The 25,504-nt window shown below is 40.7% G+C and carries 23 protein-coding genes and 3 pseudogenes; 10 read left to right on the top strand and 16 right to left on the bottom strand.

Translation table 11 applies throughout. From position 1 onward, the window contains the following. Positions 1 to 128: 128 nt before the first annotated feature. Positions 129 to 1,859, bottom strand: a complete 1,731-nt coding sequence (locus tag V7K84_RS18970; protein ID WP_334840355.1) for an ATP-binding protein — start codon at positions 1,857 to 1,859, stop codon at positions 129 to 131. 102 nt (positions 1,860 to 1,961) lie between these two features. Then, positions 1,962 to 2,756 (bottom strand): glutathione S-transferase family protein, encoded by a 795-nt coding sequence (locus tag V7K84_RS18975; protein WP_334840273.1) that lies wholly within the window; start codon positions 2,754 to 2,756, stop codon positions 1,962 to 1,964. 726 nt (positions 2,757 to 3,482) lie between these two features. Between V7K84_RS18975 and V7K84_RS18980 the strand changes: the two genes are divergently transcribed. Next, positions 3,483 to 4,331, top strand: coding sequence for a fasciclin domain-containing protein (locus V7K84_RS18980; protein WP_334840275.1), 849 nt, complete (start codon positions 3,483 to 3,485; stop codon positions 4,329 to 4,331). 76 nt (positions 4,332 to 4,407) lie between these two features. Here the strand turns inward: V7K84_RS18980 and V7K84_RS18985 are convergent, their stop codons facing one another. Both V7K84_RS18985 and hemL read right to left on the bottom strand, forming a co-directional pair. Beyond that, positions 4,408 to 5,328, bottom strand: coding sequence for a polysaccharide deacetylase family protein (locus V7K84_RS18985; protein WP_334840277.1), 921 nt, complete (start codon positions 5,326 to 5,328; stop codon positions 4,408 to 4,410). A 727-nt stretch (positions 5,329 to 6,055) separates the two neighbouring features. After that, on the bottom strand, positions 6,056 to 7,354 hold the full coding sequence (gene hemL / locus V7K84_RS18990; RefSeq protein WP_334840278.1) for a glutamate-1-semialdehyde 2,1-aminomutase: 1,299 nt from the start codon (positions 7,352 to 7,354) through the stop codon (positions 6,056 to 6,058). A 229-nt stretch (positions 7,355 to 7,583) separates the two neighbouring features. Here hemL and hisIE point away from each other — a divergent pair, with 229 nt between their 5' ends. Continuing rightward, positions 7,584 to 8,234: a bifunctional phosphoribosyl-AMP cyclohydrolase/phosphoribosyl-ATP diphosphatase HisIE gene (gene hisIE, locus V7K84_RS18995; protein ID WP_334840279.1), complete on the top strand. Its 651-nt coding sequence runs from the start codon at positions 7,584 to 7,586 to the stop codon at positions 8,232 to 8,234. Positions 8,235 to 8,298: 64 nt separating this feature from the next. On the opposite strand, the gene V7K84_RS19000 is transcribed toward hisIE, so the two are convergent. Then, positions 8,299 to 8,880: a pentapeptide repeat-containing protein gene (locus V7K84_RS19000; protein ID WP_334840280.1), complete on the bottom strand. Its 582-nt coding sequence runs from the start codon at positions 8,878 to 8,880 to the stop codon at positions 8,299 to 8,301. A gap of 49 nt (positions 8,881 to 8,929) precedes the next feature. Between V7K84_RS19000 and hisE the strand changes: the two are divergent. Then, positions 8,930 to 9,148 (top strand): annotated as a pseudogene (gene hisE, locus V7K84_RS19005) (phosphoribosyl-ATP diphosphatase); the annotation flags it as partial. Between the two features lie 29 nt (positions 9,149 to 9,177). Here the strand turns inward: hisE and V7K84_RS19010 are convergent. Continuing rightward, on the bottom strand, positions 9,178 to 10,452 hold the full coding sequence (locus V7K84_RS19010) for an MFS transporter (protein WP_334840281.1): 1,275 nt from the start codon (positions 10,450 to 10,452) through the stop codon (positions 9,178 to 9,180). A gap of 471 nt (positions 10,453 to 10,923) precedes the next feature. On the opposite strand from V7K84_RS19010, the pseudogene V7K84_RS19015 reads away from it, so the two are divergent. Next, a pseudogene (locus V7K84_RS19015) lies at positions 10,924 to 11,115 on the top strand (DUF2811 domain-containing protein); the annotation flags it as partial. 666 nt (positions 11,116 to 11,781) lie between these two features. Here V7K84_RS19015 and V7K84_RS19020 read toward each other — a convergent pair. After that, the gene (locus V7K84_RS19020) at positions 11,782 to 12,501 is read right to left on the bottom strand and encodes a response regulator transcription factor (RefSeq protein WP_094348795.1); all 720 of its coding nucleotides are present in this window, start codon (positions 12,499 to 12,501) and stop codon (positions 11,782 to 11,784) included. Between the two features lie 42 nt (positions 12,502 to 12,543). Here V7K84_RS19020 and V7K84_RS19025 point away from each other — a divergent pair, with 42 nt between their 5' ends. Continuing rightward, positions 12,544 to 12,822 carry a hypothetical protein gene (locus V7K84_RS19025; RefSeq protein WP_334840282.1) on the top strand — a complete coding sequence of 93 codons (279 nt, stop codon included), beginning with the start codon at positions 12,544 to 12,546 and terminating at the stop codon, positions 12,820 to 12,822. A 328-nt stretch (positions 12,823 to 13,150) separates the two neighbouring features. After that, positions 13,151 to 13,777 (top strand): CPP1-like family protein, encoded by a 627-nt coding sequence (locus V7K84_RS19030; protein WP_292780627.1) that lies wholly within the window; start codon positions 13,151 to 13,153, stop codon positions 13,775 to 13,777. Positions 13,778 to 13,930: 153 nt separating this feature from the next. On the opposite strand, the gene V7K84_RS19035 is transcribed toward V7K84_RS19030, so the two are convergent. The 8 genes and pseudogenes from V7K84_RS19035 to V7K84_RS19070 form a co-directional block, all read right to left on the bottom strand. Beyond that, the gene (locus V7K84_RS19035; protein WP_334840284.1) at positions 13,931 to 14,623 is read right to left on the bottom strand and encodes an HAD family hydrolase; all 693 of its coding nucleotides are present in this window, start codon (positions 14,621 to 14,623) and stop codon (positions 13,931 to 13,933) included. A 103-nt stretch (positions 14,624 to 14,726) separates the two neighbouring features. Then, entirely contained in the window at positions 14,727 to 15,812 is a 1,086-nt protein-coding gene (gene hppD, locus V7K84_RS19040; RefSeq protein WP_334840285.1) for a 4-hydroxyphenylpyruvate dioxygenase, read from the bottom strand. Between the two features lie 106 nt (positions 15,813 to 15,918). Beyond that, positions 15,919 to 16,623, bottom strand: a complete 705-nt coding sequence (locus tag V7K84_RS19045; protein WP_334840286.1) for an SDR family oxidoreductase — start codon at positions 16,621 to 16,623, stop codon at positions 15,919 to 15,921. A gap of 82 nt (positions 16,624 to 16,705) precedes the next feature. After that, positions 16,706 to 17,980, bottom strand: coding sequence for an IS1/IS1595 family N-terminal zinc-binding domain-containing protein (locus V7K84_RS19050; protein WP_334840287.1), 1,275 nt, complete (start codon positions 17,978 to 17,980; stop codon positions 16,706 to 16,708). Positions 17,981 to 18,166: 186 nt separating this feature from the next. Then, positions 18,167 to 18,946 carry a phosphate ABC transporter ATP-binding protein PstB gene (gene pstB, locus V7K84_RS19055; protein WP_334840288.1) on the bottom strand — a complete coding sequence of 260 codons (780 nt, stop codon included), beginning with the start codon at positions 18,944 to 18,946 and terminating at the stop codon, positions 18,167 to 18,169. Positions 18,947 to 19,608: 662 nt separating this feature from the next. After that, a pseudogene (locus tag V7K84_RS19060) lies at positions 19,609 to 19,785 on the bottom strand (phosphate ABC transporter ATP-binding protein); the annotation flags it as partial. Between the two features lie 104 nt (positions 19,786 to 19,889). Further along, on the bottom strand, positions 19,890 to 20,459 hold the full coding sequence (locus V7K84_RS19065) for a Uma2 family endonuclease (RefSeq protein ID WP_334840290.1): 570 nt from the start codon (positions 20,457 to 20,459) through the stop codon (positions 19,890 to 19,892). A gap of 103 nt (positions 20,460 to 20,562) precedes the next feature. Beyond that, on the bottom strand, positions 20,563 to 21,516 hold the full coding sequence (locus tag V7K84_RS19070) for a stage II sporulation protein M (protein WP_334840291.1): 954 nt from the start codon (positions 21,514 to 21,516) through the stop codon (positions 20,563 to 20,565). Between the two features lie 80 nt (positions 21,517 to 21,596). Between V7K84_RS19070 and V7K84_RS19075 the strand changes: the two genes are divergently transcribed. Next, the gene (locus V7K84_RS19075; protein ID WP_334840292.1) at positions 21,597 to 22,565 is read left to right on the top strand and encodes a DUF975 domain-containing protein; all 969 of its coding nucleotides are present in this window, start codon (positions 21,597 to 21,599) and stop codon (positions 22,563 to 22,565) included. Positions 22,566 to 22,585: 20 nt separating this feature from the next. Beyond that, positions 22,586 to 23,365 (top strand): RDD family protein, encoded by a 780-nt coding sequence (locus tag V7K84_RS19080; protein ID WP_334840294.1) that lies wholly within the window; start codon positions 22,586 to 22,588, stop codon positions 23,363 to 23,365. 62 nt (positions 23,366 to 23,427) lie between these two features. Here the strand turns inward: V7K84_RS19080 and V7K84_RS19085 are convergent, their stop codons facing one another. Further along, the gene (locus V7K84_RS19085; RefSeq protein ID WP_334840296.1) at positions 23,428 to 24,216 is read right to left on the bottom strand and encodes a DUF1868 domain-containing protein; all 789 of its coding nucleotides are present in this window, start codon (positions 24,214 to 24,216) and stop codon (positions 23,428 to 23,430) included. 60 nt (positions 24,217 to 24,276) lie between these two features. Between V7K84_RS19085 and V7K84_RS19090 the strand changes: the two genes are divergently transcribed. After that, positions 24,277 to 24,513 carry a hypothetical protein gene (locus V7K84_RS19090; RefSeq protein ID WP_334840298.1) on the top strand — a complete coding sequence of 79 codons (237 nt, stop codon included), beginning with the start codon at positions 24,277 to 24,279 and terminating at the stop codon, positions 24,511 to 24,513. Beyond that, positions 24,488 to 25,477, top strand: a complete 990-nt coding sequence (gene holA, locus V7K84_RS19095) for a DNA polymerase III subunit delta (RefSeq protein WP_334840299.1) — start codon at positions 24,488 to 24,490, stop codon at positions 25,475 to 25,477. The genes V7K84_RS19090 and holA overlap by 26 nt, the downstream gene beginning before the upstream one ends. The last annotated feature ends 27 nt before the right edge of the window (positions 25,478 to 25,504 follow it).

The following is a 25,504-nucleotide window of genomic DNA, read 5'->3' on the forward strand; positions in this document are numbered from 1 at the left end:
TACTGAGTTTCAACTGCGCAAAAATCGAGCGAAGTCGAGATTCAACCACCGCGTAGTCGTTGGCGGAGCGTCTCCAAGAGTTGTATTGGTCATTTGCAAAGGACAAAGGACAACTGACAAATGACAATCTAAAATCCAAGGTCAGCTTTGGCTAGTTCCGCAGCGGCGAATACTTCTGCGTCAGGTTTTTCTTCCCAGGCTGGCTCACCAATTTCTGCGTAAAAAGTTGCGTCGTAAGGTCGGGTGCGGACTACTACGGGCATGGGAACGGCATGACCCAATATTAAAGCTTGTTGTTTCGAGTCTAGCTTTGCCAATACCGATCGCAGTCCGCTACCACCAGATACACCTGTAAAAATCGCGTCAATGTCTTTTTCATCATTCAGCAAAGCGGTAATACGAGTCCCAATTTGCGACATAACTTCATTATCTATGCCTGATGGACGTTGATCGACTACCAAAAGTGTGACAAAATATTTTCGCAGTTCGCGGGCAATAGTCCCAAAGATAGTACTTTGGACGATAGCCGGGTCAAGGAAACGGTGCGCCTCTTCAATGGTAATCATCAATGGGGTGGGGCGATCGCAAGGATTTTTGCTTTGCAGAAATTTGTCTGCTTTTTTGACATAATGCTCGTGAATGCGTCGGGTGATCATATTCGTCACCAACATATAAGAGAGCATATTAGACTGGGAACCAAATTCTATCACAACATTCTTCCCAGATTCCAGACATTGCACAATTTTACTAATATAATTCTGGGGGCAAACTGCTCGCATATACTTCAAGCTATCCATCCGCAAGAGTTTGCGCTGCAATGCCATAATCGAGCCTTTGTGTCCGCGCTTCTCGTCGCAGAACATCTCGATTTCTTCGTTAGTCATATTTAGCAACTGGACAATCCAAGACTTGCCAAATTCGCTATACAGAATATTGGCGTTATCTAAGGCTGCGTCAGAGAGTCCTAAATCTCGGCTACATAACTTAATATCTTCAACTTCTATTTGCTCATAGCTCAAATAAAGTTCTTGGGCATCACGCACACCACGCCGCTTTGTCGATTCTGGGTCGAGGGTGTAAACTTCCACTTGACTGGGAAATAATTGCTTTAAACCTTTAACCGTATTGACGTTCTTACCTTCTGCAACGGCTTCCCAGCCATACTCGGAGTGCATATCAAAAATCAAATTGACTGCCGCATTTTTACGGATAACGCCAGCTAAAAGTAACCGCGTTAGAAAAGATTTACCAGTACCAGATTTCCCAAATACCCCATTACTCCGTTCCACGAAGCGATTTAAATCGATGCAAACCGGCACATCCATATCCAAAGGTTTGCCGATGGAAAAGTTGCGTCTTTGGGGGTCATCTTCCCAACCAAATACCCGGCGAAAATCTTCAACACTTGCTTCGTAAACTTGACTAAAGTGACTAGGAATAGTTTTAACAGGCAACAATTCTATCGTCGTGCTGGTTTGGGGCACAAATGAAGCCAAACCCGTCACCGATGGGAGGAAAGGATTTGCTGATTTGCCATTTGTTGGGGAGAAAGATTCTTCAGTTTCGGGAGTGAACATCAACATCGGCGCGAGGTTGATAGTACCGTAAGTACCACTTCCGGCTAAAACATCTCGTAAAAAAGTGTCTTCCCAACTGGGGGGATTAGCAATAATTCGGGCATTAGCAGCTCCCAATGCTACATCTGTCAGCATACAAAAAAAACGCGATCGCATCCCTTGCACAACAAGAAATTTACCCACCCGCATATCTTCTACAGAAATGTCAGGATGCAATCGGACTTCTAAACCTTCAGTTAAAGAACCTTGAATGACCGAACCTAATGGCTGTGCCGAATTCATCTGATTAGTCATTTGTCATTTGTCATTTGTCATTGGTCATTGGTCATTGGTCATTTGTTTTTCTTCTCCATCCCCCATGCCCAATTTCTCATGCCCAATTATCTAATCAATCTGAATCGAGGTTGGCGCACTTCCTGTTGATGGAGTAGTACTAATTAAAGGTTTGCGGAATTGGGTGTAAAGGCGATCGCGCCAGGTGAAGAATGGTGCATAATCTATATTCTCGGCAAAGATTGGCAATCCTTTACCTCTGATAGAAGCTGGTAAATCCAGATAGGGCCCAGAGGGGAACTTAAGTAATATCGATAATCCAGCCACCGCTAAGTCAGCTAAAGTCGGCTCATCTCCTGTTAAATAGGGACTATCTGCCAATAATAACGTCAAGGCTTCCAAGTCTTGTTTTAAAGATGCGATCGCTGACTGTATCACATCTGGACTGTAACCTACGCCAAAACCCAACACTGTCAGTAAGTCACTAGGTACTCCTTGAACCAGACTTTTAAATATATCTGGTGTTGAGGTGGGTAATAAAGACTTACGGAAATTTTGATCTTGACTTACGGCTGCAAATAGTGCTTTGCGACCTTTGATGCCTATGGACTCATCCGCCCATTCTTCTATTAATAAAGTTAAACCCCGTTGTTTAGAATCTTGCGGTATTATGGGGCGATCGGGATACTCTAAGTCTAAATACTTAGCTATTTCCGTAGAATCCGCAATATATTTATTACGATCCTTTAATACAGGCACTTGTCTTTGACCAGTCAGCCGGAACAGTTCCACTTGTCCAATCCCAGGCGTGACCTCTATTTTGCGGTAATCTAGTCCTTTAAAATCTAGAATTAGGCGCACTTTCTCTGAGTATTGAGAGAGTTCCCATTGGTATAATTCCAGCATGTGTTCTATCTCTTGTAACTGGTCAACTTATTAACTTTACAATTGTATCTTTAGTTTAAGTAATTTTTATTGGTATTAGTTGGTTAGCTGTCTATTTAATTGACATTAGGGTTTAACCGATGCCTGATTTTTGGCAAAATTATCAATTAAAAAAAATATTGTTTTCTGATAGATTGCAATATCAAATAATTAAGTAATTTAATTCAGCATCTAAATAAACTCAACCCCTCATTCGTGAGTCTTCAACAGTTAGTGCAATTTTTGTCAGCGTTAGTCTACGTTAAAAGATTTCGGTAATTAATTTCTGTGTTTTTGCTGAATAATCAATGGTTAATTAGGAAATATAGCCTTCTTCTCTATGTAATTCAGGATTTATGAATCAACTATTATTTTACGTATAAGTATGTATATAAATTGTCTTTTGAGTATAATTTTTCTCCAGACCCAATTTTAACTCATAACTTGTAGGGGTAAGAGTTTCACACTTTCTGAGAATTTATGTTACACCGAGTGGGATTTTTAAATTTTCGTGTGATAGAGAAAATTTGCGAAATATATGGTAGATATATTTCATACTTATCAACGCGAATCGAGGTTAAATATCTTACCTCACTAGCACAAGCTCTTCTAGAGAAAAATCTTACTTCCCTCTTGAGTTAGATTTTGTGCATAGCAAAATGTTATAAATCTTTATGTAATGTGTGGACAAAAAGAAAAACAAAATTTATGAAGACAAATTACAGCAAATTGCTGACCGCGTTGGCAGGCATAGCAGGATTTACTAGTTTCAGCGTCCTCATTACTTTACCATCTGATGCAAAAGAGGTACTAAATCCTAACCCTAGTATTTTCAACGAAACTCCCTATAACCAAGGTCAACGCCTCCAAGCAAACACTTATACACCTGCCGAAGCTGTTTCCCAAATAGAAAAGGGCAATACCAAACGCAAACCAGTAGCACAGAATAGTGGTGCAACGCTAAATCCCAAACCAAGTATTTTCAACGAGCCTCCCTATAACCGTGGTGGTGGTAGTGTTACACCTAGTGAACCTACACCCCGCACCCCACGTCCTATCCCGGACGAAACTCAACCTACCACACCATCTACTGATACACCTTCTACAACTCCACCAAAACCAGGAGCAAGTAACAATCAAGGCAAAAACTTGTTAGCCTTGGCAGAGTCAAACGCTTCCTTTACCACCTTGACCAAGGCTTTGAAAGCAGCAGGATTAAGCGCAGCTTTGCAAGGCAAAGATAACTTAACTATTTTTGCACCCACTGATGCAGCTTTTGCTAAGTTGCCACCAGATGCTTTGCAAGAATTGTTAAAACCAGATAACAAAGAAGTATTGCTCAAGATTTTAACTTACCATGTAGTAGCTGGTAAGGTATTGTCTACTGACTTAAAGTCTGGCGAAGTTAAAAGCCTCGAAGGTGGCACAATCAACGTTAAAGTCGATCCTGCTACCGGTGTAACTGTCAATGATGCTAAAGTAACACAGGCAGATATCACAGGTAGTAACGGCGTAATCCACGCAATCGATCAGGTGATTTTACCCCCTGACTTGTAGTTGTAAGGTATCAGCACAACTGGCAACATAACTAGATTGGTATAAAGTATTAATACGTTAAAATTCCGTTCAGATGTTAGTTTTGGACGGTTTTTTTGTTTGCAGTTAGTTTTTGATCTTTATCTTGCATTTCTAAAAGTTCAGGAATAGTAACAAATTTATAGCCCTGTTTCCGAAAGTTGGCAATAATTTCTGGTAAAGCTTGCACAGTTTTAGAGCGATTACCACCACCATCATGCATTAGCACAATTCCACCTGGCTTGGCCCTCCTAAACACATTATTAATTAATTTTGGTACAGCAGGACGTGAGTAGTCTACAGAGTCAGATGACCAGCGAATGATGGCATATTTGCTATTTCTAGCGTAACTAGCCACCCCATTATGCATAATTCCCCCTGGTGGTCGAAATAAATTTGTTTTAATCCCTGTCACTTGATAAATCAAGTCTGCTGTGTGGTCAATTTCATAGGCAGCTGCTTGTGGATTTAAGAATTGATACCAATGATGCCAAGTGTGATTACCAATTACGTGACCCTCAGCAATCTCCCGCTTTACTAAGCCTGGATAATTCTTCACGTTTTGCCCAATGAGAAAAAATGTCCCTTTAATCTGATTTTTTTTGAGAATATCTAGTACTTCCCCGGTACTTTCAGGCCATGGCCCATCATCAAAGGTGAGCGCAATTACTTTCTGTTTGGGAGTCAATTTTGCCGCATCAACTACTGCCCCTTGAAAACGTAGTGGCACAGTATATGAAAAACCTTTTGTTTGTACTTGTTGCTGCCAACTTCTAAGCATCGTCGCTTTGAGTTCTTCAATCTGCTGCTGAATTCCAACTTTGCTTGGTTGATTGTTTACATTTATATTCTCTGTACTTTGAGCATTAGAGGAGCTTGACTTAATAAGCATCATCGTGCTGACACTCACACTCCCACTCAAGACAAGCAACGTAACTAATATTTTTTGCAGACCAAAAAATGACTTATTGTCGTCCACTTCATAGCTCCTTCAAGGTCGAACCATCTTTTTTTCACAATACTTATGGCAGCTTTTTCTACTCTGTAAGCCTTACCATACAAGCTACAGTTATGACTGGTATATTTTTTTAAGTTAGCTCCAACCCTGACTCTGAAAAAATACCTTACCCGATGGATAATCTAATATCTATAAGCAAAACCCTCACCATAAAGGTGAGAACCTTCTTACGCATTAATTTTTGTAATCTATAGGGTATGAGGAAATTTCGAGAACTGTAAAAGGCAAGTAAAATAATTTGTAATTAAGTTAAGTTTTGCAACGGACATTCAGATAAGAGCCACAAAACTTGACATTTCTTAGTTGCGAGGGACTTAACCCCCTATAATTTATTAATCCTGCCTCATTAACTATGAATCTTAATGTAGGCTAAATATTGCATATTCTATTGACGAAGCCATTGCGAAATGATGACGAAGATGTGACCTTTCTTGAGTAATGACGGTAGAGAGCAAATCTGTTAAAAAATTTCTTCGATCCCCAGCAGCGTTAGAGCATTGAACACCATTAACTGCTGAAAATTCTGCAAATAATGCTTTTAAAGTGAGTCCGAAAATTCCGCACGCTTGTTTCTGTCTCAAAAAAGGGACTTCCTATAAATCATCCATTTTGTGGGGTAAGATGCCCACCCCACAACAAGAGTTAACAGGAAGGATACTTTTATTTGGAAATCCCTTATTTTAAAGGGTTACAGACTAGACATTACATCGCGTGCAACAGTTAAAGTCTGCTCAATGTCTTCTTCTGTGTGAGCAAAAGATGTAAACCCAGCTTCAAATTGAGAGGGTGCTAAGTAAACACCACGCTCTAACATTCCGCGATGGAAGCGTCCGAATTTGCCTGTATCAGACTTTTTCGCATCTTCGTAGTTATGAACTGGGCCAGCGGTAAAGAATAAGCCGAACATGGCGCTGATTTGACCGCCGCAAGCTGCATGACCAGTTTCTTTGGCAATTTGCAGCAAACCATCTGCTAGTTTTTTAGTAATTCGCTCAAGAGACTCGTAAGTACCTGGCTTTTGCAGCAATTCTAAAGTCTTAATCCCAGCAGTCATCGCCAAGGGATTACCAGAAAGAGTCCCAGCTTGATATACGGGGCCGGCGGGCGCAACCATTGACATAATATCTCGGCGGCCACCATAAGCCCCTACTGGCAAACCACCACCAATCACCTTACCCAAGGTTGTTAAATCGGGAGTGACGCCAAATTTTTCTTGAGCGCCACCGTAAGCAATGCGGAAGCCTGTCATCACTTCGTCAAATACCAATAACGCTCCATACTCGTGAGTTAGTTCCCGTAACCCTTCTAGGAAGCCAGCATCAGGTGCGATAAATCCAGCATTGCCGACGACTGGCTCAAGAATGACACCGGCAATCTCGTCGCGGTTTTCTTCAAATAAAGCTTTGACTGCTTCTAAGTCATTGAAAGGTGCAGTTAGAGTGGTGCTAGTTGCTAATTTAGGTACTCCCGGTGAGTCTGGCAAACCAAGTGTAGCAACACCTGAACCCGCCTTTACTAGAAACGCATCGGCGTGTCCGTGGTAGCAACCTTCAAACTTGATGATTTTTTCCCGGTTGGTGAAAGCCCGCATCAGCCGCAAAACTCCCATACAGGCTTCAGTTCCAGAGTTGACAAATCTGACCATTTCGATGCTAGGAACGGCATCGATGACCATTTCTGCCAAAACATTTTCTAGGACTGAGGGAGCGCCGAAACTGGTGCCTTTTTCTAAAGCTTCATGCAACGCTGCAATTACTTCTGGATGAGCATGACCGCAAATAGCTGGGCCCCAAGTGCCTACATAATCTATGTATTTATTGCCATCTAGATCCCAAATATACGCGCCTTTGACACGATCGAAAACGATGGGTTGTCCGCCCACAGATTTAAAGGCACGAACTGGAGAACTGACTCCTCCGGGCATGAGATTTTGAGCCGCGGCGAAGACTTCTTGTGATTTTGTTGTTTTAATTGTGGTATTTACCAAAGTTCTCTCCTAACAGTGGGCAATAAAACGGTCTATCTTAGAATAGGGTCAAACACTGCTTAGAATTTCTATCCTATAAAATTAGCGGAACCAAAAAAATAACATTATGTTATGCAAGTCCAATGAAGACTTGACTTTGGATATTTAATTAAAAAAAACATACCAACTGCCCTATTTTGAATGGTATCGTGAATCCATAAATTATTCTCATTAGAGCAAACTAGCTGGTATGTCTTCTAACGATTCGCGATCGCTGCATTACACCATCCCGGTTGAGAAAATTCGCTACGATGAACGGGGTCTGGTGCCTGCAATAGTCCAAAACTATCTAGATGGTACTGTCCTGATGATGGCGTGGATGAATCAGGAGTCGTTACAAAAGACTTTAGAAACTGAAGAAACTTGGTTTTGGAGCCGTTCCCGGCAAGAATTGTGGCACAAGGGGGCGACTTCTGGGCATATCCAAAAAGTGCAGAGTATCCGTTATGACTGCGATAGTGATGCGCTGCTCATTGGCGTAGAACAATTAGGAGATGTTGCCTGCCATACTGGAGAGCGCAGTTGTTTTCACCAAATAGAAGGGAAGATTGTCTCACCTCCAGGAGATACATTGTCGCAATTGTTTCAAATAATATGCGATCGCCGCGATCATCCTACTGAAAGTTCTTACACTTGTAAACTCTTTGCAGGTGGCGATAACAAAATTTTGAAAAAAATCGGTGAGGAAACCGCTGAGGTGGTAATGGCCTTTAAAGATGATGAAGCAGATGCGATCGCAGGTGAAGTGGCTGATTTGCTATATCATACTTTGGTTGCCTTAGCTCACCATCAAGTTGATTTAAAATCTGTATATCGCAAGCTCCAAGAACGTCGGCAATAGATCAAAAAAACAATTCATCCTACCGTGGATTTGTGAAAAATCTTTGCTGAATAGTTTTTATTCCTTATCCACTCCAACGGTTATCAGTGATAATACTGCCGTCTGGCATAGTGGTGTTATGGAGAATAACAGTATCATGACTGTCAAAACTCATATTAGTGACATCTATCAAATTGGCATTGGTAAAGTCAACATTCCTGAAAGAAACGTTAGTCAGATCAGCACCAGTCAGGTTAGCATCCCTCAAGATAGTGTCTTCCAGGCAAGACCTATACAAATCAGCACCACTGAGGTCAGCCCCTGTCAGATTAACGCCCTCGAAAAGAACAGTCAGGGAGGCATCTCTGAGGTCAGTCCCAGCGAAGTTAGCACTTCCTCTCACGTAAACACTTTCCAACTTGGCTCTTCTCAAATCAGCCCCAGCGAAGTTAGCACCCACCAATTCCGCATTATCCAACCTGACTCTAAACAAGTTAGCACCACTCAAATTGGAACCGATGAGATTAGCACTACTCAAATTGGCAAAACTCAAGTTAGCCCCAGTAAGATTGATACCACTCAAGTCAGCCCCACTCAAATCAACCCCAGTAAAATCTCTTTCCCCAGCAGCATATCGTTGCAACAACTCCTCAGCAGTTATCCTCATCTATACACCTCGGCATTAATTAACACGTATAAAGATAACTTACTAAACCTCTTCAACCCCCTCTAAGTTATTCGCAGGTGGCGATAACAAAATTTTGAAAAAGATTGGTGAGGAAACCGCTGAGGTGGTAATGGCTTTTAAGGATGATGAAGCAGATGCGATCGCAGGTGAAGTGGCTGATTTGCTATATCATACTTTGGTTGCCTTAGCCCACCATCAAGTGGATTTAAAATCGGTATATCGCAAGCTCCAAGAACGTCGTCAATAGAGGGAAAATAAGCGCACATCTGTGCGCCCCTACTCAGCCAGAATTCGATTGAGATACTGTAAAATTACCACAGCGATCGCTACGCTCAAGATGAAGCCTAGCCAGTAACTATTAGTAATAATTTGTGGTCGATCTAATGCCCATCCACCCAAGGGATGACCAATAAAAGAGCCAACAGCCCAGCATAAAGCGTTGATGGAGAAATAAACGCCGCGTTGATTTTCTGGGGCTAACTCAGTCACTAAAGAGGCAGCAGATGGGGTATAAGAAACAATCGCCACTGCAAATACTCCCAATGCCAATATTACCCAAACCAGATGATGAGATGGGGCTGTACCGCTTACCCAAATCAGGCCGAAACCAATTGCCCAGAAAATGGCGGAAACAGTGAGCGCGAGTGTGTGAGAGCAGCGTTTTAAAATACTAGTGACAGGCAACTGACAAATAATTGCGAACACTAGATGCCAAGCAAATAGTCCGCTAATGGTAGTTTCAGCAAATCCCTTGGCGGTACTTTCGACAAAGACAAAGTTTTTGAAGTAAAGCGGCAGGGTGCTGTGGATTTGAGAAATATAGATTGTAAAGAATATATTAACTGCGATGTAGACCAGGAAACGGCGATCGCTTAATACTGCCATCCAAGCAGCAAAAAGTTCTGTCTTTTCAGATTCCTCTATCTGCTGTTGTTCAGTTTCACTAATCCCCACATAGACAACCCCAAAAAATACCATAAAAGAGATGGCATCAATCACAAATAGCCAGCGATAACTCCCAATTATCGCGATCAAAAACCCAGCCAACACAATTCCGATCGCTAACCCAAGATTATCAGCTAGTCTGGCGATCGCAAAAGTTTCGCGGCGATTGTCAATTTGGCTAGCGTCAGCAACCACAACTTCAGCCGCCGGCCAATAGAAACCTATCCCTAAACCGCTAATCAAGCTACCAATTATCAAAGTAGTGAAATTATTGGTTGTCGCTAAAACTAGAGAAGCAATTGCTGAAATCGCCGTCGCTAGCAATAAAGTGCGGCGGCGTCCCCAATATTCAGAATCAGCCAAAGAACCACCTGCAATCCGCCCTAGAATGCCGGAAATCGAGGCGCTACCCAAGGCTACCCCAACACTGGTTGCAGATAAACCAAGTTGATTAACAAAAAAGATGGGGGCATAAAACAAGGTACAGCCGGTGCCAACTTCTGAGAGAAATCTCCCAATTGCGAAAATCCAGACCTGGGGATGTATCGAGGGCAACCACGATGATAACTGAGATTGAGAAGCTAATTTCATGAGCTTAAATGTCATAGGTTGATGACATTTTTGTAATTCTTATCATTGGCTACTATTTTCCTCACTCATTCCACAGCGTTTCCACAGGGATTTTAGCAGTTTTCCACAGGCGCTATACGAGCTAATAGGCTTCTTGCTGTCTTACTGGGGATTGTTGATTATAAGTACCAAAGAAGTTTAAGGACTGAGTTTTTATGAAGTAAAGTAACAAAAAATTGCCTTAAATGCCTATTCTGTCGTTCGTATTTATTTTTTATACAATCGTTTTTAACATTTCGCAGCATTGACAAACCCACCCCCTCTTGGCGCACAATGATGCGGCTTGCTTTTATAATCCGTTCAATCGGCTAGCATCAAATGTGTAAAATATATTACCATCAGATGTAAGTGCAGATTGTCGGGATAGCGAAAGAGCGTGTAAAGCCCTAAACCGCTTTACCGCAAGCAACTTGTCCCTCTTGATTATCCTCATAGGAGGAAAATCTCATGAAATCAACGGTTAGCATCTTTACAGAAATTCCTGAAACACTCCACGAATCCTTAAAAAACTACTTAGAAACCCATCCCGATTGGGATGAAAACAGAGTACTGACGGCGGCACTATCATTGTTTTTACTCCAAAATGGAGATAGCGATCGCCGTGCGGCTCGAGTCTATCTGGAAACTTTGTTCCACCACTCCACAGTAGAAATGCCCTGTACCGACTCACCAGCAACAGCTAATTTACTAGACACCCCATAGGTACTGGTATCAAGGGCGTTATTCCCCTATTAATGGGGCACGGCATACCGTGCCCCATTGACGGGATTTTAAGCTAATAGCGATCGGCAATATTAAAATAAAAAAGATCGGTAGATTCCGATCCATAAAAAAGTTCTAATAGTTTCTCTTATAGCCAAAAGTAGTTGGTAACGGACCGGAATTTACCTTTTTTCTCAGTCTAAGACTGGGAATACCTATTTTGAGGCTGCCGCCTCCCTGACTTACAGCAGCAGCCCAATGAGCAGCATTTCAAGATAGAGGGTAGAAATGGGGTTTCAAGAGGACTTTAGCTTAAGTTGGCTACCAATGCACAGCTATTTACCCTATGAACTCTAATCTCAGCACCGTTATATCTACCAAAACGGTAACATGCCAAGAAATTTTTTCTAGTGGACTCTCTCCCCTGTCCACTATCTTAAATAGATAGACAAATAAATATCTCAAATCACTGTTTGGGGTGTATTTGAGGAATATCTACTTATTTTGATTATCTAAATTTGTCTGTTACTAAAACCAAGAAAATTCATCAACCACTACCCCAAGAGTCAACAGTCAAGAGTTAAAAAACTCTAGACTATAAACTTAGGATTTGGCTTCCAAATGCTGGGGATGAGCAGGGGATTCAAATTTATAGCCTACGCCACGTACAGTTTGAATTAATGCTGGCTGACTAGCATCAATTTCAATCTTCTTGCGAATTTGGCCGATATGTACATCTACAACCCGTTGGTCGCCGACATATTCATAATCCCATACCTCTTGGATTAGCTCCGCCCGCCGCCAAACTCGGCCTGGATGACTAGCTAAAAAATGCAACAAGTCAAATTCCAGAGCAGTTAAGGGTACTGCTTGGTTATTAAGTGCTACCTCCCGTCGCACTGGATCGATCATAAGTTTTTCAAATACCAAGCGTTTCTGCTCGGCCGTAGTTATCACTCGCTGACGCCTCAAAATAGCTCCGACTCTGACTTCTAGTTCTCCTAGCCCAAAAGGCTTGGTGAGATAGTCGTCAGCACCTTTAGCAAAGCCGCGAATTTTGTCAGCTTCGTCAGCACGGCTAGTCAACATCAAAACAAAAACACCATTACGACTTTGCATCTCTTGGCAGAGGTTAAACCCTGTGACATCTGGTAAATTCACATCTAGAATCACCAGATCGGGGTTAAATTGCTCAAATAGATTTAAGGCTGTTTTTCCGTCTTCGGCAGCCTCCACCTGATAGTTCTGTTTAATCAAAAAGCGTTGGATTAAATTCCGAACCGCAGGGTCGTCGTCAACTACAAGAATCTTGGCGGGAGCCATGACCATTACTTTGCACAAAAATTCGTAAGATTAACAAGAGAATTGCGTAAAAACGCAGTTGCCACTTTAGGACTAACTAAGAATCTACATGGCTACGGTATAACAATCCCGATCGCTCAAAATAAATACTCTAATCAGGATTGTAGGCAATTAGAAGGCGAAACTTCTGTTAGCCAACAGTATATAAGCGCTCTGACTTTAACTGCAACCGTTCTTGATAGCAAGACACCTTCTCAATCCCAGTTAGGTGGCAACTTAAAACGTTTCAATTTTAAATCGATATGTGGATATATACCACAAGCGATTATTCAGTATAATTAAAAAAAACTCTTTTAGGGCACAGTAAGTTGCCAAATTTGAAACATTAAAGTTGATTTTTTCATAAAAACCATGACTTTTAGGTACTCTCCGTTCAAATTCTAGATTAGAGCCAGAATTAGACAACGACATGAGGGTATACACGGAGTTATAGCGATATGTTAAAGTGACTATAGTTGAAATTACAAAGTCGATCAAACTAACCCGTGCTACTATCCTGGTAGGGCATATAAATTAGGTCGAGACTTTAGTTTCGATCAAAATAAAACCTAAAGCTGTTTTTTATTCGATAAAAGACTGCCGCTGATTGAGGCTGAAGTAACAAACTCCCATGAGCGATCAAAATCCCTACGAAAAACTTGGGGTATCAGAAGAGGCTAGCTTCGATGAAATTCAGGATGCTCGTAATCGCCTATTCGAGCAACATAATGGCGATGCCAAGCATTTAGAAGTGATTGAGGCAGCTTACGATGCGATTTTAATGGATCGCTTACGGATGCGCCAGGAAGGTAAAATCAAAGTCCCTGAGCGGATACGGTTTCCAGAGTTGCGAGTGCAATCGCCTCCTAAAGAAAGTCCAACCCCTCGCGAGCAGTCACCCGCATGGCTGCAACGGATGCTGGATCAGCCAACTCCTGCGGATATACTCTTACCAGGAGCTTGGTTTCTCGGTTTGAGTTCTATTAGCCTGTTCTATCCAGAGGGAGGCGATCAGGTTTTGCAGTTAGCATTGGTGGTTGGCGTGGGCACTAGTATTTACTTTCTTAATCGCAAGGAAGGCAAATTTGGCCGAGCAGTTTTGTTCACCCTGGTCAGTTTAATAATTGGCCTAATCGTTGGGGGACTAGTTGCTAGCTGGCTCTTACCACAAATATCATTTATCAGTCTGGAAACGAATCAGTTCTCTACTGTAGTGACGTTTATATTGTTGTGGTTAGTTAGTAGTTTTCTACGTTAAACCACTGCCGTAAGTAGGTTTGTATAAAGAAGACATGGTTTATGTGTGTTCTTCTAAAATAAAAAGTCAGGAGTCAGAATACCTATTCTGACTCCTATTTTAATTTGCAACCCGAATGCCGATCAATTGAATATGTTGCAGGTACAGAGCCTTTTAGACAAGGTGTTTAGCTTTTAGAACTAAATCTACAGCAGCGCTAAAATCCTGAACAATTAAGTCGGGGTGGTAAAGTTCTAGTTGGGTGCGATCGCGAATCCCAGATTCTACAGCCATCACCTTAATCCCATAATTTTTCGCAGCGGTGATGTCAGCTTCCGTATCTCCCACCATCCAAGTATCAGCAGCTGGGGGCAGTTCTTTTAATGCCCTAGCCATTAACAAGGGCTTATCTTCAATATCGCGAGTTTTAACGTAGTCGTTACTCAGACAGTAACAACGATTTTCCGGGAAAAATCTCCCTAAATCGTGTTTTTTAAAGGCATAATCTAGTTCTCGAACTCGGCGCATCGTCATAACTGCCAAATCAATTCCAGCTTGTTGTATTTTTAACAGTGCATCCACAGCGCCAGGCGCGAGGGTGTCATAGTTGAAATAAGCTTCTGTATGCACCGTTTGCCGCCGTAATTGGGCGAATTCTTGAGCTTGAGCTTCGTCTAACCCGGAATTTAAGGCGATTTGTTTTTCAGGAACACGCGATCGCTTTAACTGCCAAAATTCCGCTTTCGGAAGTTCTTGCACTACTTGATCTGGGCGACGGGTTTTATCTAAGCAGAATTGATAAACGCGGTAATATCGTTCGGAAACATCAATAATTGGGCCGTCGAAGTCAGTAATCAATCTTAGCATCGGCGGAAAATGTTAATTTTTATTAAAATTATCTCAGATGTATGGCTATTTTTCGAGACTATCAATTTTAGCTAATTTCAATTGATATTTTGTACTCAGGCAATCATTGCAAAGTACCGCGTTTGATTTGTTCGCTTTCAATAGCTTCAAATAAGGCGCGAAAGTTACCTTCGCCAAAACCTTGAGCTTGGAAACGGCGTTCAATAAATTCAAAGAAAAATGTCGGCTGTTCAAAAATGGGCTGGGTGAAAATTTGCAGTAGTAGGGGCGCGGTTTGTTTTGTCCCTACGGGAGTATATTCTTGCCAGTCCACCAGAATTTCCTGTTGAGCGATCGCTTCTAGTTCTAAGGGTGATAGCGTGAGTCCTGGCCGCTGTTTTAGCTGCGAGTAATAGGATTGAGGAACCGAGAGTAAGGATAAACCACTGGCACGAAATTTAGCGATCGCACTCACAAGATTAGTCGTCCGCAAGGCAATATGTTGAATTCCTGGGCCCCGATTGACATCTAGAAATTCCTGAATTTGAGAATTCTTAGAAGCAGGTTCATTAATTGGCAATTGGACGCTACCGTTGCGCGAAACCATCACCTGGCTGTGTAAAGCAGAGCGATTGGTTTTAATTTTAAATGCCTGCTGGGGTTGAAAATCTAGAATTTTTTCGTACCAAGCCACAGCACGATCCAATTCACCAACTGCTACGTTTAAGACTATGTGATCTATGGCGGTAAAAGTGTTGTCATTTGTCATTTGTTCTTTGTCATTTGTGTTAGTTACAAATGACGACGGACAAATGACCAATGACCTTTCTATTAATGTATGAGTCAGTCCACCCCAGGCGGCAATTTTGCCACATTTGATGAATTCCGTACCTTCTTGGCGTTCCTGGATGGGTTGTAGGATTGTCGCACCGTGTTTTTGAGCTAGTGCGATCGCGCCTTCGACATCTTCGACAGCAAAAGCGACATCTGCCACACCAGGTGGATATTGACGCAGAAATTCAGCTACTGGACTTGTAGGTAATAGTGGTGAAGACAGAAAAAAGCAGACATCACCATTTTTCACCACTTCTGTACAAGTGTGAAATGAACTGATGCGATCGGTTACTGCTTGAAAACCAAGATGGCGTACAAACCAATCCCGCCACACTTTGGCGTCTTCTACATAGAAATGAATGCGATCAATTTTCATAGATATTGAAAATCCAGCATAACAGTTTATATATCTGTAAATTTTGCCTTTTTTGCTAGATTTTCACGTCCTTCCTAAGCAATAATTATGTACACTTACTCCACCTTTAAAAGAACAAATGACTATCAGGTTGAATGTTAATTTCCATTGGTACAGCTTGCGGTTCAGCAGAAAGAGCAAAGAAAATCGCATTGGCAGCAGTTTCAGGACTGAGCATTTTTTTTCGGTCTACTTTTAGGTTGACGTTATCCCAAAAAGGAGAATCTACCCCACCAAAGTAGAATAGCGTGAACTTGATACCAAAACGCTTGAGTTCTTCTGCCATGCACTTGCTAAAACCGACAACACCAAACTTAGAAGCCGAATAAGCTGCTGCCATCCCCATCGAATGCTTGCCCAGAATTCCTACCACATTACAGATGTGACCAGACTTGCGCTTTTGCATTTCTTCAGCGGCCGCTTGAGTGGTGTAAAAGCTACCTTTTAAGTTGACATCTAACATCTTGTCTAAATCAGCGGGTTCTAGGCTGTTGTAGGGCTTGAGTATACCAGCACCAGCTGCATTCACTAAAATATCAATTTTACCAAACTCAGCGATCGTCTTTTCTATCAAAGTATCTACCTGTTTGGGGTCAGTAATATCGGTGGGAACAGTTAAAACTTGTCCTGGTAAATCAGCAGCCAATGTGGTTAAACGCACCGCATCTCTGGCAGCCAGTACCAACCGGACTCCAGTAGGCGCAAGTTTTTGTGTTAAAGCTGAACCAATACCACCACTAGCACCGACAATAACAACAACTTTATCCTGCATTGTATCATTTACATTTCTTTACATCTATTTTACATAATACAGAATTACAGGCTCAGCTTGTACGTAGGCATCTAGAAAGTATTTACTCGCTGAGTAGCGCCATTACTTCATATTCCTTGCCACTCGCCTTTAATGTAAATGTGGAAGATGATTCTAAATATTTGGTAAAATTGGAACCTAACTTTAATTTTTTAATAATCGAATTAGGAGATTCTCCGGTTATTTTACGTAACTCTGAGCCTAGCTTTGACACAGATAATTTAGTTTGAGGAGAGTTTATTTGTATATCTTGAATAATTTTTAATAGTAATTTCTCTAATGTTTTTTCATTAGGATTTTCCGCTGATTCTTCTTGAATAGATTCTGAAAATGAATTATTTAAAATAGGGATGATTTTCTCAGCTTCTGTTTTTTTTGGATTATCTTTAATATCGATATCGCATCTTTCTTGAAATAAAGTTGCAACAGCTACCAAACTGTCTAGTCGAGCATTGATTGATTCCTGTTCAGTTTTAATTAAATCTTGAATTGTATCAACCACTGTTTCCAAGGATGGAACTTCTGTTGCCATTGCTAAGGAATAATCAGTAATTTTGCCACTACTTCGGTTCTCTATATGCAAAGTTGACCCTTGTCTACGTACCCAGTAGACAATCAATCCTTGGTTCTGGAGTTGGTTACAAAGGTGGATAAAAATTCCATCACCAGAACAGACCAAAATTTCTTTAACTGTTGGATAAGAGTGTAAAATACAAGAACCAAATGCGATCATTTTTGCATCAGCACTGTCCTTACCTCCAGGTACATGGACAAGTTGATAGCCACGGTTATACAATTCAATGTCTTGCTTACCAGTGCTTGGATTTCTCCAGTTAGCAAATGCTATTTTAACTTGGAGAGGGTACTTGCAGACACTAGCTAAAAATAATTCTGAATTTACATCTAATTTTAAGTTTTCTGCATCCAAAAGTAGAAGAGAGATTCCTGTTTCTAGCTTAGGTTTAATTTCATTTTTTTGCTGAATTTTGAGGAGTAATTGATTGAACGCAGTAGATTCTAGCCAATCAGGCGATAATATAGTTTGCAGCAGTTCTTCAGCTAAGATAAAACTAAAAGGGTTAAGTCTTTCCTCTGTAACTTTTTCTTTTTGTAAGTTTTTTACTAAAAAAATTTCTCTAGCTTCATGTATAGATACTTTACTGTGTCCGTTGCTGTTAGCAAGCAAGTCACTTTCCAACGAACGAGAGAATGCAACTTCTAGGAATTGTTTACCACAATTTTTGCAGAGGTAATTCTGCTTGTCATTCCGACGACCATTTTTACGATATGAAGTAGATTCGCACCGGGGACATTTCATTTTATGATTCAGGTGGTCTAGAGCAGATACTTTTCTTTAAGTATATAGTATAAAAAAGTACTGTCAACATCAGTTCGTATTGCCCAACACCAGAAAAACTTAAAGCAAGCGGAAATTCAATTTAATTCCTCATTTCCGCTTGCACTATGTATTAACCCTCTGAATAGCTAGAATTTAAGAAACACTTCAACCGACACGAGCAAAAACATAGTCGCGGGTGCGAGAATCCACAGGGTTAGTAAAGATTTTATTGGTAGTACCAAATTCAACCATTTGAGTAATACGATTTTCATTACTATAAAAGAAAGCCGTAAAATCAGATAGGCGAGTAACTTGCTGCATATTGTGAGTAACAATCACAATTGTCAACTCAGAACGCAAATTATGGATCAAATTCTCAATTTTTATACTACCCATAGGATCGAGGCCTGAACAAGGCTCATCCATCAAAAGAACATTCGGCTTGACCGCTAAAGCACGGGCAATACATAATCTTTGCTGTTGACCACCAGAAAGCTCTAAAGCAGATTTGTGCAGCTTATTTTTCACTTCATCCCAAAGTTCGGCAGCTTTGATGGCAGATTCAACAATTCCATCTAATTCTACTTTCGGATGCCATCCAACTAACTTCACCCCATAAGCAACATTATCGTAAACGCTCATGGGAAAAAGATTTGGTTTGGGAAAAACCATACTAACTTGGCGACGTAAGCGATTGATGTTGACACGACGCTCATAAATACTCTGCCCAAAAAATTCTACTTTTCCTTCAACTTTTACTTCTGCTTCTAATTCACTCATGCGATTTAACGATTTAAGAAAAGTAGACTTCCCACAACCACTAGAACCAATAATTGCCGTGACTTGGTTTTGGTAAATATCCATTGACACGCCTTCAACTATCTTTTGAGTGTCGTAATAGAAGCTGAAGTTTTTGACTCTGATGGCTGGAATTAGTTTACTCATATTCCTAAAACGTATGAAATAAAACTTGATTAAGTAAAACAGTACAAATCAGCAATGCCGTTTCACTATGTTACTGCCAAAATGAGATATTCATGGAAATTACGTAGCTATACAGTAGTCATACAGCAAATAAAGTGTTATTAGATATTTGTATCAAGACTGTGTTCTAAAATTGATCTTTTACAGGCTTTTTATACCCATCTTTTGCACCTTGACTGATATAGCATCCTTTCTTATGAAAAAGGATTAGGTCTAGTTCGATTTAAAATAGCTACGTAGAAATCAAAATATATCATACATACAGCAGATTTCAATTTGGTGAAGTACAGAAGCTAAGTCTGTTACCCAGATATAAAGCGTGTTTTACTCCTGAATTCTGAATTTTGCTGTATATTTAAATACCGTTAAGTTAACAAAATTGTAGATTGGTTAGAACGAAGTGAAACCCAACAAAGTCAAGAAAGTGTTGGGTTTCCTTCCTCAAGCTAACCTACGTAGAAGTTGAGTTTTAGGCTTAACTGAACTGTATTGCTGTATATTTCTCATAGATAGTGACGAGTTATTTTTTTATAAAGATTAGTAAATTTTTTAAACTACATTTTATGAGTATCTTCTAGTGCAAGCTAGTTCGACAAAATCAATAATTCACGTTTGAAAGTATCTTAACCGAAACGCCCTGAAATGTAGTCGCGGGTGCGGGAGTCTAATGGGTTGTTAAAGATTTGCTCTGTAGTGCCAAATTCAACCATTTGACCAATCCGACTTTCATCGGTGCTAAAGAAAGCCGTAAAATCAGAGACGCGATCGGCTTGCTGCATATTATGAATAACGATACTAATAATTTTTTTAAGATAATTCGGTGATGATGCGTTTTGGCATATCATTTGTGCGTCTTGGCATATTTCAGCGTAAGAATAGTAAGTTGGCTTGCAGTAAATATTTGTTAGGCAGTCACCTTTAACCATCCAAAAATATCACCTACCGTCAACTGTAACCCCTGACAAAATTCTGGCACTGGTAAAACAGACTCAATTTCCTCAAAAGGTAAAGGTTGTTGTCCCGCAGGATAAGCAGCAATGAAGCGCTCATCAGGGTCAATTAACCAACCCATTTGAGTCCCGTGATTGAGAGCGTGTAAGATTTTTTTGATAACTTTTGTATGGCTTTGTTCGGGGGAGAGAATTTCAATTATCCAGTCGGGTGCTGCGGCAAATGTATTGGCAATATCACCATTTTCGTCTATCGGAAGTCTTGCCCAAGAGAATACAGCGACATCGGGAACTATAGAACGTCCTGCAAAAGTGCAACGTAATTCGGGAAAAGGCCAACCCATTTTTTGTACTTTGATAACAGAATTGATTGTGGGGCAGAGTTCTCCTTGAATAGTGCTGTGTTTTCCTTGAGGCATAGGTTTTGGAATGATTTGACCGTCAATGTATTCACAATACGGTTTAGTTTCTGGTAGTGCGAGAAACTCTTCTAGAGTCAATCTTTTATTTGATGTTTGTACCATGATTATCCTAGCTTCAATTTATGATGATTTATTTACATAATTACTATTTGCCTTATTCTAAAATATTTTTTTAATTTGCCAATCAGCCGCTATCTAAATTATTTCATGCTTTCTTGCGGTTACAATACATTACCAAAAGTATAAATAATCCTATTCCTGCCAAATATTTAATTGCATCAGGTATATTAGGATTAGGGGAGAAAAAGCCTTCGATCGCACCAGCAATAATCAACATTGGTACAATCCCAAATACTAGCTGCACTGCCTGATAACCATAGAATTTCAGTGCATCTCCACGGCGATATTTACCAGGAAATAAAATTGCTCTTGCTAATAAAAATCCTGCGCCTCCAGCAAAAAAAATCGCGGGTAATTCCAAGGAACCATGCGGAAACACAAAGGCCCAAAAAGGATAAGCCAGATTATTTTGGCCAACTAAAGTACTAACAGCACCAATTAATAAACCATTAAATACCATCAAATAGGCTGTGTATGCTCCACCTGTCATACCACCGGCGACAGCCCCAAAAGACACCGACAAATTATTGATTGCGATGCCGCTGGATGCCAGAGGTTCAACACCGACAATTGAACCCATCCATAATTTATGCTCATCTCGTACTTTGGTAATCAAGCTTTCAGGTACAATCAAAGGCATAAAGCTGGGGTTTTGCCAAGAATACCACCAAGCCACTAGTGCGCCTATTAGAAACAGCGCCGTTGCCACAGCAATATATACAAATGATTTCTGGACTACAGATGGTAATCCCCAACGATAAAATTCTAGGATTGCCTGCCATTCTTGTCGCCGCGAACCTTGGTAAATCTGCGTATAGGCACGAGTTGTTAAAGATTGTAAACTTTGGATCAAAGTATTGCCGATTTGCTGAGTGCGGGCACGTGCCAAATCTGCTGCCACTGAACGATACAAACTCGCTAACTCTCTAATTTCTGCTGCCTGTAAGGACTTTAACCCTTTTTTTTCTATCTGCCTTAATAGGGCATCTAAACGCTGCCAATTCGGTTCTCGTCGCGCAATCCAACGTTGAATATTCATGAATTTTGGGAACACTGAGTTTAACTTAGCTTAAGATAGCCTCAAATTCATCTCCGTAATTTCAAGGAAAATTTAGCATTATGTCTGAAAACTTTGGATCTTCCGGCCAGATACAACCACTGAGTTTAGGGAATGTAGTTACTGCTGGATTCCGAATTTACCGCTCTCATCTAAAATCCTACTTTTCGCTCGCTTTAATCGGGTATTTGTGGTCATTGCTGCCATTTTTACTTTTGATTCCTGCTGTGATAGCACTTTCTTGGAACTTGCGCTTTAACAATAATTCTTTTTTGGTTTGGCTGATTGTAGTACTAATTGAACTATTTGTGTATTTTTATGCATTAGGAAAATTCTTAGTTAATGCTGCCATTATTTCACGATTAGCATTTGGTGAATTAGTCAATCAACCCGAAACTGTTAATACTGCTCGCAGTAAAGTTAAATCTCGTTTATGGATGTTTGTACTAACTGTACTCTTGCTCTTGGTGATTTCTTTTGCCCTCTTACTATTTTTTGTAATTTCACTATCTCTCCTACAGACTTTACAATGGATAAATCCCTTAAATTTGATTTTACCGCTGTTAAATTTTGTGGCTGTTTTTATTGTATTGGCTGCTGTTTTTTGGTTCGCTGCAAGGTTTTTTATAGCTGATGTACTAATAGGAATTGAAACTCATCTCGATCCGATAACAGCAGTTAGCCGCAGTTGGGAATTAAGTAAAGGAAATGCATTGCGGATTGTTTTAATAATGTTCGTATCTTTATTGATACCAATGCCTATACAAATAGTTATTCAGTTAATTGTCAAAGGAATTATACAAGCATTAATTCAGCCAGTATTAATTCAGCAAGGAATACCAAATATTATAAATGGTTCAACAAATGCAATTTTCCTTGTTGCTATGGTTTATTTACTTATATTAGTAACATTATTTTTAGTTAGTGCAGTTATTTTACCCTTCTGGCAAGCAATTAAAGCTGTTATTTACTATGACCTGCGGAGTCGTCGTGAAGGGTTAGGCTTGCAGTTACGCGATCGCGAAATTTAAACCTCAGTATAAAGACGATTATGCACCTTTTCAATAATGTTAAATTTAATACTCCAGAAAGTGTAGAACTAGAATTCACTCTTGCTGGAATCGGAAATCGTGCCTGGGCTTTGGTCATTGATTATCACATTTTGGCTGTACTTTTGGTGGGAATTTTCACAGCTTGGTCTCTCATTTCAGACCAATTAGGAGATTTTTGGGTAGATATTTTCGGTAGCGCAGTAACTTTGTGGCTGATGGCGATCGCATTGCTTGTGAGTTTTATTATTTACGTCGGCTACTTTGTATTTTTTGAAACTTTATGGTTTGGGCAAACTCCTGGTAAACGGATTGCTAAAATTCGTGTAGTTCGAGATGATGGTAGACTGATCGGGTTACAACAAGCAACGCTACGTGCTTTACTGCGGCCTTTTGATGAAACTTTGTTTATCGGTGCTTTTCTAATTATGTTGGGTAGCCGCGAAAAGCGCTTGGGTGATTTAGCTGCTGGCACAATTGTAATTCAAGCCCAAACACCCACTGCATCTGCACGATTGACAATTTCAGAACAGGCAAAAGAGCTTCACGAACAGTTAATAGCGATTGCTGATTTCTCGCAATTGATGCCAGATGATTTTGCTGTGATTCGTGAGTATTTGCAGCGACGTGGCGCAATGTCGTTAAAGGCAAGAGCCTCACTCTCTCTAAAGCTAGCCGAGCAAGTTAAAGCTATTATTAATTTAGAAAAATTGCCAGAAGCTGTTACGCCTGATGTTTTTTTAGAAGCAATTTACCTCGGTTATCAACAACCGAAATTTTAAGTTAATTAATAATGAGTAGTCAGTAGTCAGTGAGTGGAAACTACTGACTACTAACTAATTACTTAAAAAGCTAAAATCGGCCAGTCTGGTTCACGATAATAGCGTGTCATGTTGTCAAACTTTCGTAATTCAACACGATCGATTAAAAATTGTGGCAAATTCAACAGCCATTGTTCATTCAATTGAGAAAGCATGGTGCTGAAGCTTATGCGGTCTAGGTCAGATGGAACCTCCCCAAAATAGGCTAATGTAACATGGGCTGTGAAGTGATAATGCTGCTCAATACCCAAGGCAATTAACTTGGGATTTTGATAAATTGTTCGGCGAAATTGAATAATTTCCTCGTAGCAGCGTTGATCTTGAGGTACTAAACAAACGGCTATAGCTCTTGGCATCAGTATCAGCCCCAGCATTTGCCATTTAATCGGATTATTCCTATTTGTCATCAATTGTTGATATTGCTGAAACATTTCAGCCAAACAAGAATGTAACTCCTCGTCAAATTTAGGATTTTTTTCGTAGGTGTCAAGGTAAGCATTGTCCCAAATTAAATCCGCTAAAGTCAGATGGAAGCTAGCAGCAGGTACAGGTACAATCAAATTACGGTTTACAGGCAACTGCAAAAGTTCCTGTTGGTAAGTCTGTAATTTGGCATAGAAAGCAGAGTTTTGTGATTCTTCTTCTGCCGGCGGGGTAATTAGCGTATAGCCAGGAAAGGACGCTGCTTGTCTCAACCCAGAATGTGGCTGAAATTTAGAAGATTCCTGAATATGCTGGGCTTGGGATCTGTAGGCTTCTGGTAGCGTCAGTCGTGCTAACCGATTTAAGTAAGTTTGATAGTTGTCGTCCAATCTTCATAGCCTCATGCTCTCACTTGATAGATTTTAGGGAAAATTACCTTGATTAAGAGAATGATTTCAAAAGTATTTAATTTTTGGAAGTGGGAAGTGGGGAGCAGGGGAGCAGGGGAGCAGAGGAGCAGGGGAGCAGGGGAGCAGGGGAGCAGGGGAGCAGGGGAGCAGAGGAGCAGGGAAGCAGAGGAGCAGGGGAGAATAATTAATCCCCAATCTCTTAATGCCCAATGCCCCATTCCCCATTCCCCATCTACTAAGAGGTTTATCTATGCCAATCTATGTTTACTGGGGTGAAGATGATTTTGCGATGGAAAAGGCGATCGCACTTTTGCGCGATCGCGTCCTCGATCCTCTATGGACAAGTTTTAATTACACTGCATTCTCTCCAGATCGAGATGATGCTGCTATCCAGGGATTAAATCAGGTGATGACGCCTACTTTTGGCGCTGGTGGACGCTTGGTATGGCTGATAAACACTACTCTGTGTCAGCACTGTCCAGAGAATGTGTTGGCAGAATTGGGGCGATCGCTACCTGTGATTCCCGAAAACTCATTTTTATTGCTCACCAGCCGCAATAAGCCAGATGAACGCCTCAAATCCACGAAATTGTTAAAACAGTTTGCGACTGAATTCCGAGAATTTCCTCTCATTCCACCTTGGAAAACAGAATTACTGGTGCAATCTGTTAATCAAGCAGCCCAGACTGTGGGCGTGAAACTGACTGCCAATACTTCTCATTTATTGGCAGAATCTGTTGGTAATGATACACGGCTTCTTTACAATGAGTTAGAGAAATTACGGCTATATGTCCAAGATAGCAATAAGCCTTTAGACACAGATACTGTTACGAAGTTAGTAAGAAATACTACTCAAAATAGCTTACAATTAGCAGCAGCAATCAGAACAGGAGATACAGCTAAAGCTTTGACAACACTGGCAGATTTGAACAATGCTTCCGAGCCGGGATTACGGATAGTTGCCACACTGATTGGACAATTTCGCACCTGGCTGTGGGTCAAGATTATGATAGAAAGTGGGGAACGGAATCAACAAGCGATCGCTAAAGCTGCTGATATCGGTAATCCCAAACGGATTTACTTTTTACAGCAAGAAATCAAGCTGCTTTCTGTGCAACAGTTAATCTCTTGCTTACCCCTACTCCTGGAATTAGAAGTCAGCCTCAAGCAAGGAGCATCAGAAATGTCAACACTCCAGACAAAAGTAATCGAACTTTGTCAAGTATGCCGAGGAAATTGACAATCAAATATAAAAGCTCGATCTATT

It is taken from the genome of Nostoc sp., from assembly GCF_036917315.1.
GTDB lineage: Bacteria > Cyanobacteriota > Cyanobacteriia > Cyanobacteriales > Nostocaceae > Nostoc.

Coding starts and splice junctions, on each gene's coding strand:
- hppD (WP_334840285.1), bottom strand. CDS start 15,812: ATGAAAATTGATCGCATTCATTTCTATGTAGAAGACGCCAAAGTGTGG.
- V7K84_RS19030 (WP_292780627.1), top strand. CDS start 13,151: ATGAGCGATCAAAATCCCTACGAAAAACTTGGGGTATCAGAAGAGGCT.
- V7K84_RS18980 (WP_334840275.1), top strand. CDS start 3,483: ATGAAGACAAATTACAGCAAATTGCTGACCGCGTTGGCAGGCATAGCA.
- holA (WP_334840299.1), top strand. CDS start 24,488: ATGCCAATCTATGTTTACTGGGGTGAAGATGATTTTGCGATGGAAAAG.
- V7K84_RS18970 (WP_334840355.1), bottom strand. CDS start 1,859: ATGAATTCGGCACAGCCATTAGGTTCGGTCATTCAAGGTTCTTTAACT.
- V7K84_RS19080 (WP_334840294.1), top strand. CDS start 22,586: ATGCACCTTTTCAATAATGTTAAATTTAATACTCCAGAAAGTGTAGAA.
- V7K84_RS19020 (WP_094348795.1), bottom strand. CDS start 12,501: ATGGCTCCCGCCAAGATTCTTGTAGTTGACGACGACCCTGCGGTTCGG.
- V7K84_RS19065 (WP_334840290.1), bottom strand. CDS start 20,459: ATGGTACAAACATCAAATAAAAGATTGACTCTAGAAGAGTTTCTCGCA.
- V7K84_RS19075 (WP_334840292.1), top strand. CDS start 21,597: ATGTCTGAAAACTTTGGATCTTCCGGCCAGATACAACCACTGAGTTTA.
- V7K84_RS19050 (WP_334840287.1), bottom strand. CDS start 17,980: ATGAAATGTCCCCGGTGCGAATCTACTTCATATCGTAAAAATGGTCGT.
- V7K84_RS19000 (WP_334840280.1), bottom strand. CDS start 8,880: ATGAGGATAACTGCTGAGGAGTTGTTGCAACGATATGCTGCTGGGGAA.
- pstB (WP_334840288.1), bottom strand. CDS start 18,946: ATGAGTAAACTAATTCCAGCCATCAGAGTCAAAAACTTCAGCTTCTAT.
- V7K84_RS19090 (WP_334840298.1), top strand. CDS start 24,277: ATGATTTCAAAAGTATTTAATTTTTGGAAGTGGGAAGTGGGGAGCAGG.
- V7K84_RS19035 (WP_334840284.1), bottom strand. CDS start 14,623: ATGCTAAGATTGATTACTGACTTCGACGGCCCAATTATTGATGTTTCC.
- V7K84_RS19045 (WP_334840286.1), bottom strand. CDS start 16,623: ATGCAGGATAAAGTTGTTGTTATTGTCGGTGCTAGTGGTGGTATTGGT.
- V7K84_RS18975 (WP_334840273.1), bottom strand. CDS start 2,756: ATGCTGGAATTATACCAATGGGAACTCTCTCAATACTCAGAGAAAGTG.
- V7K84_RS19070 (WP_334840291.1), bottom strand. CDS start 21,516: ATGAATATTCAACGTTGGATTGCGCGACGAGAACCGAATTGGCAGCGT.
- hisIE (WP_334840279.1), top strand. CDS start 7,584: ATGTCTTCTAACGATTCGCGATCGCTGCATTACACCATCCCGGTTGAG.
- V7K84_RS19010 (WP_334840281.1), bottom strand. CDS start 10,452: ATGACATTTAAGCTCATGAAATTAGCTTCTCAATCTCAGTTATCATCG.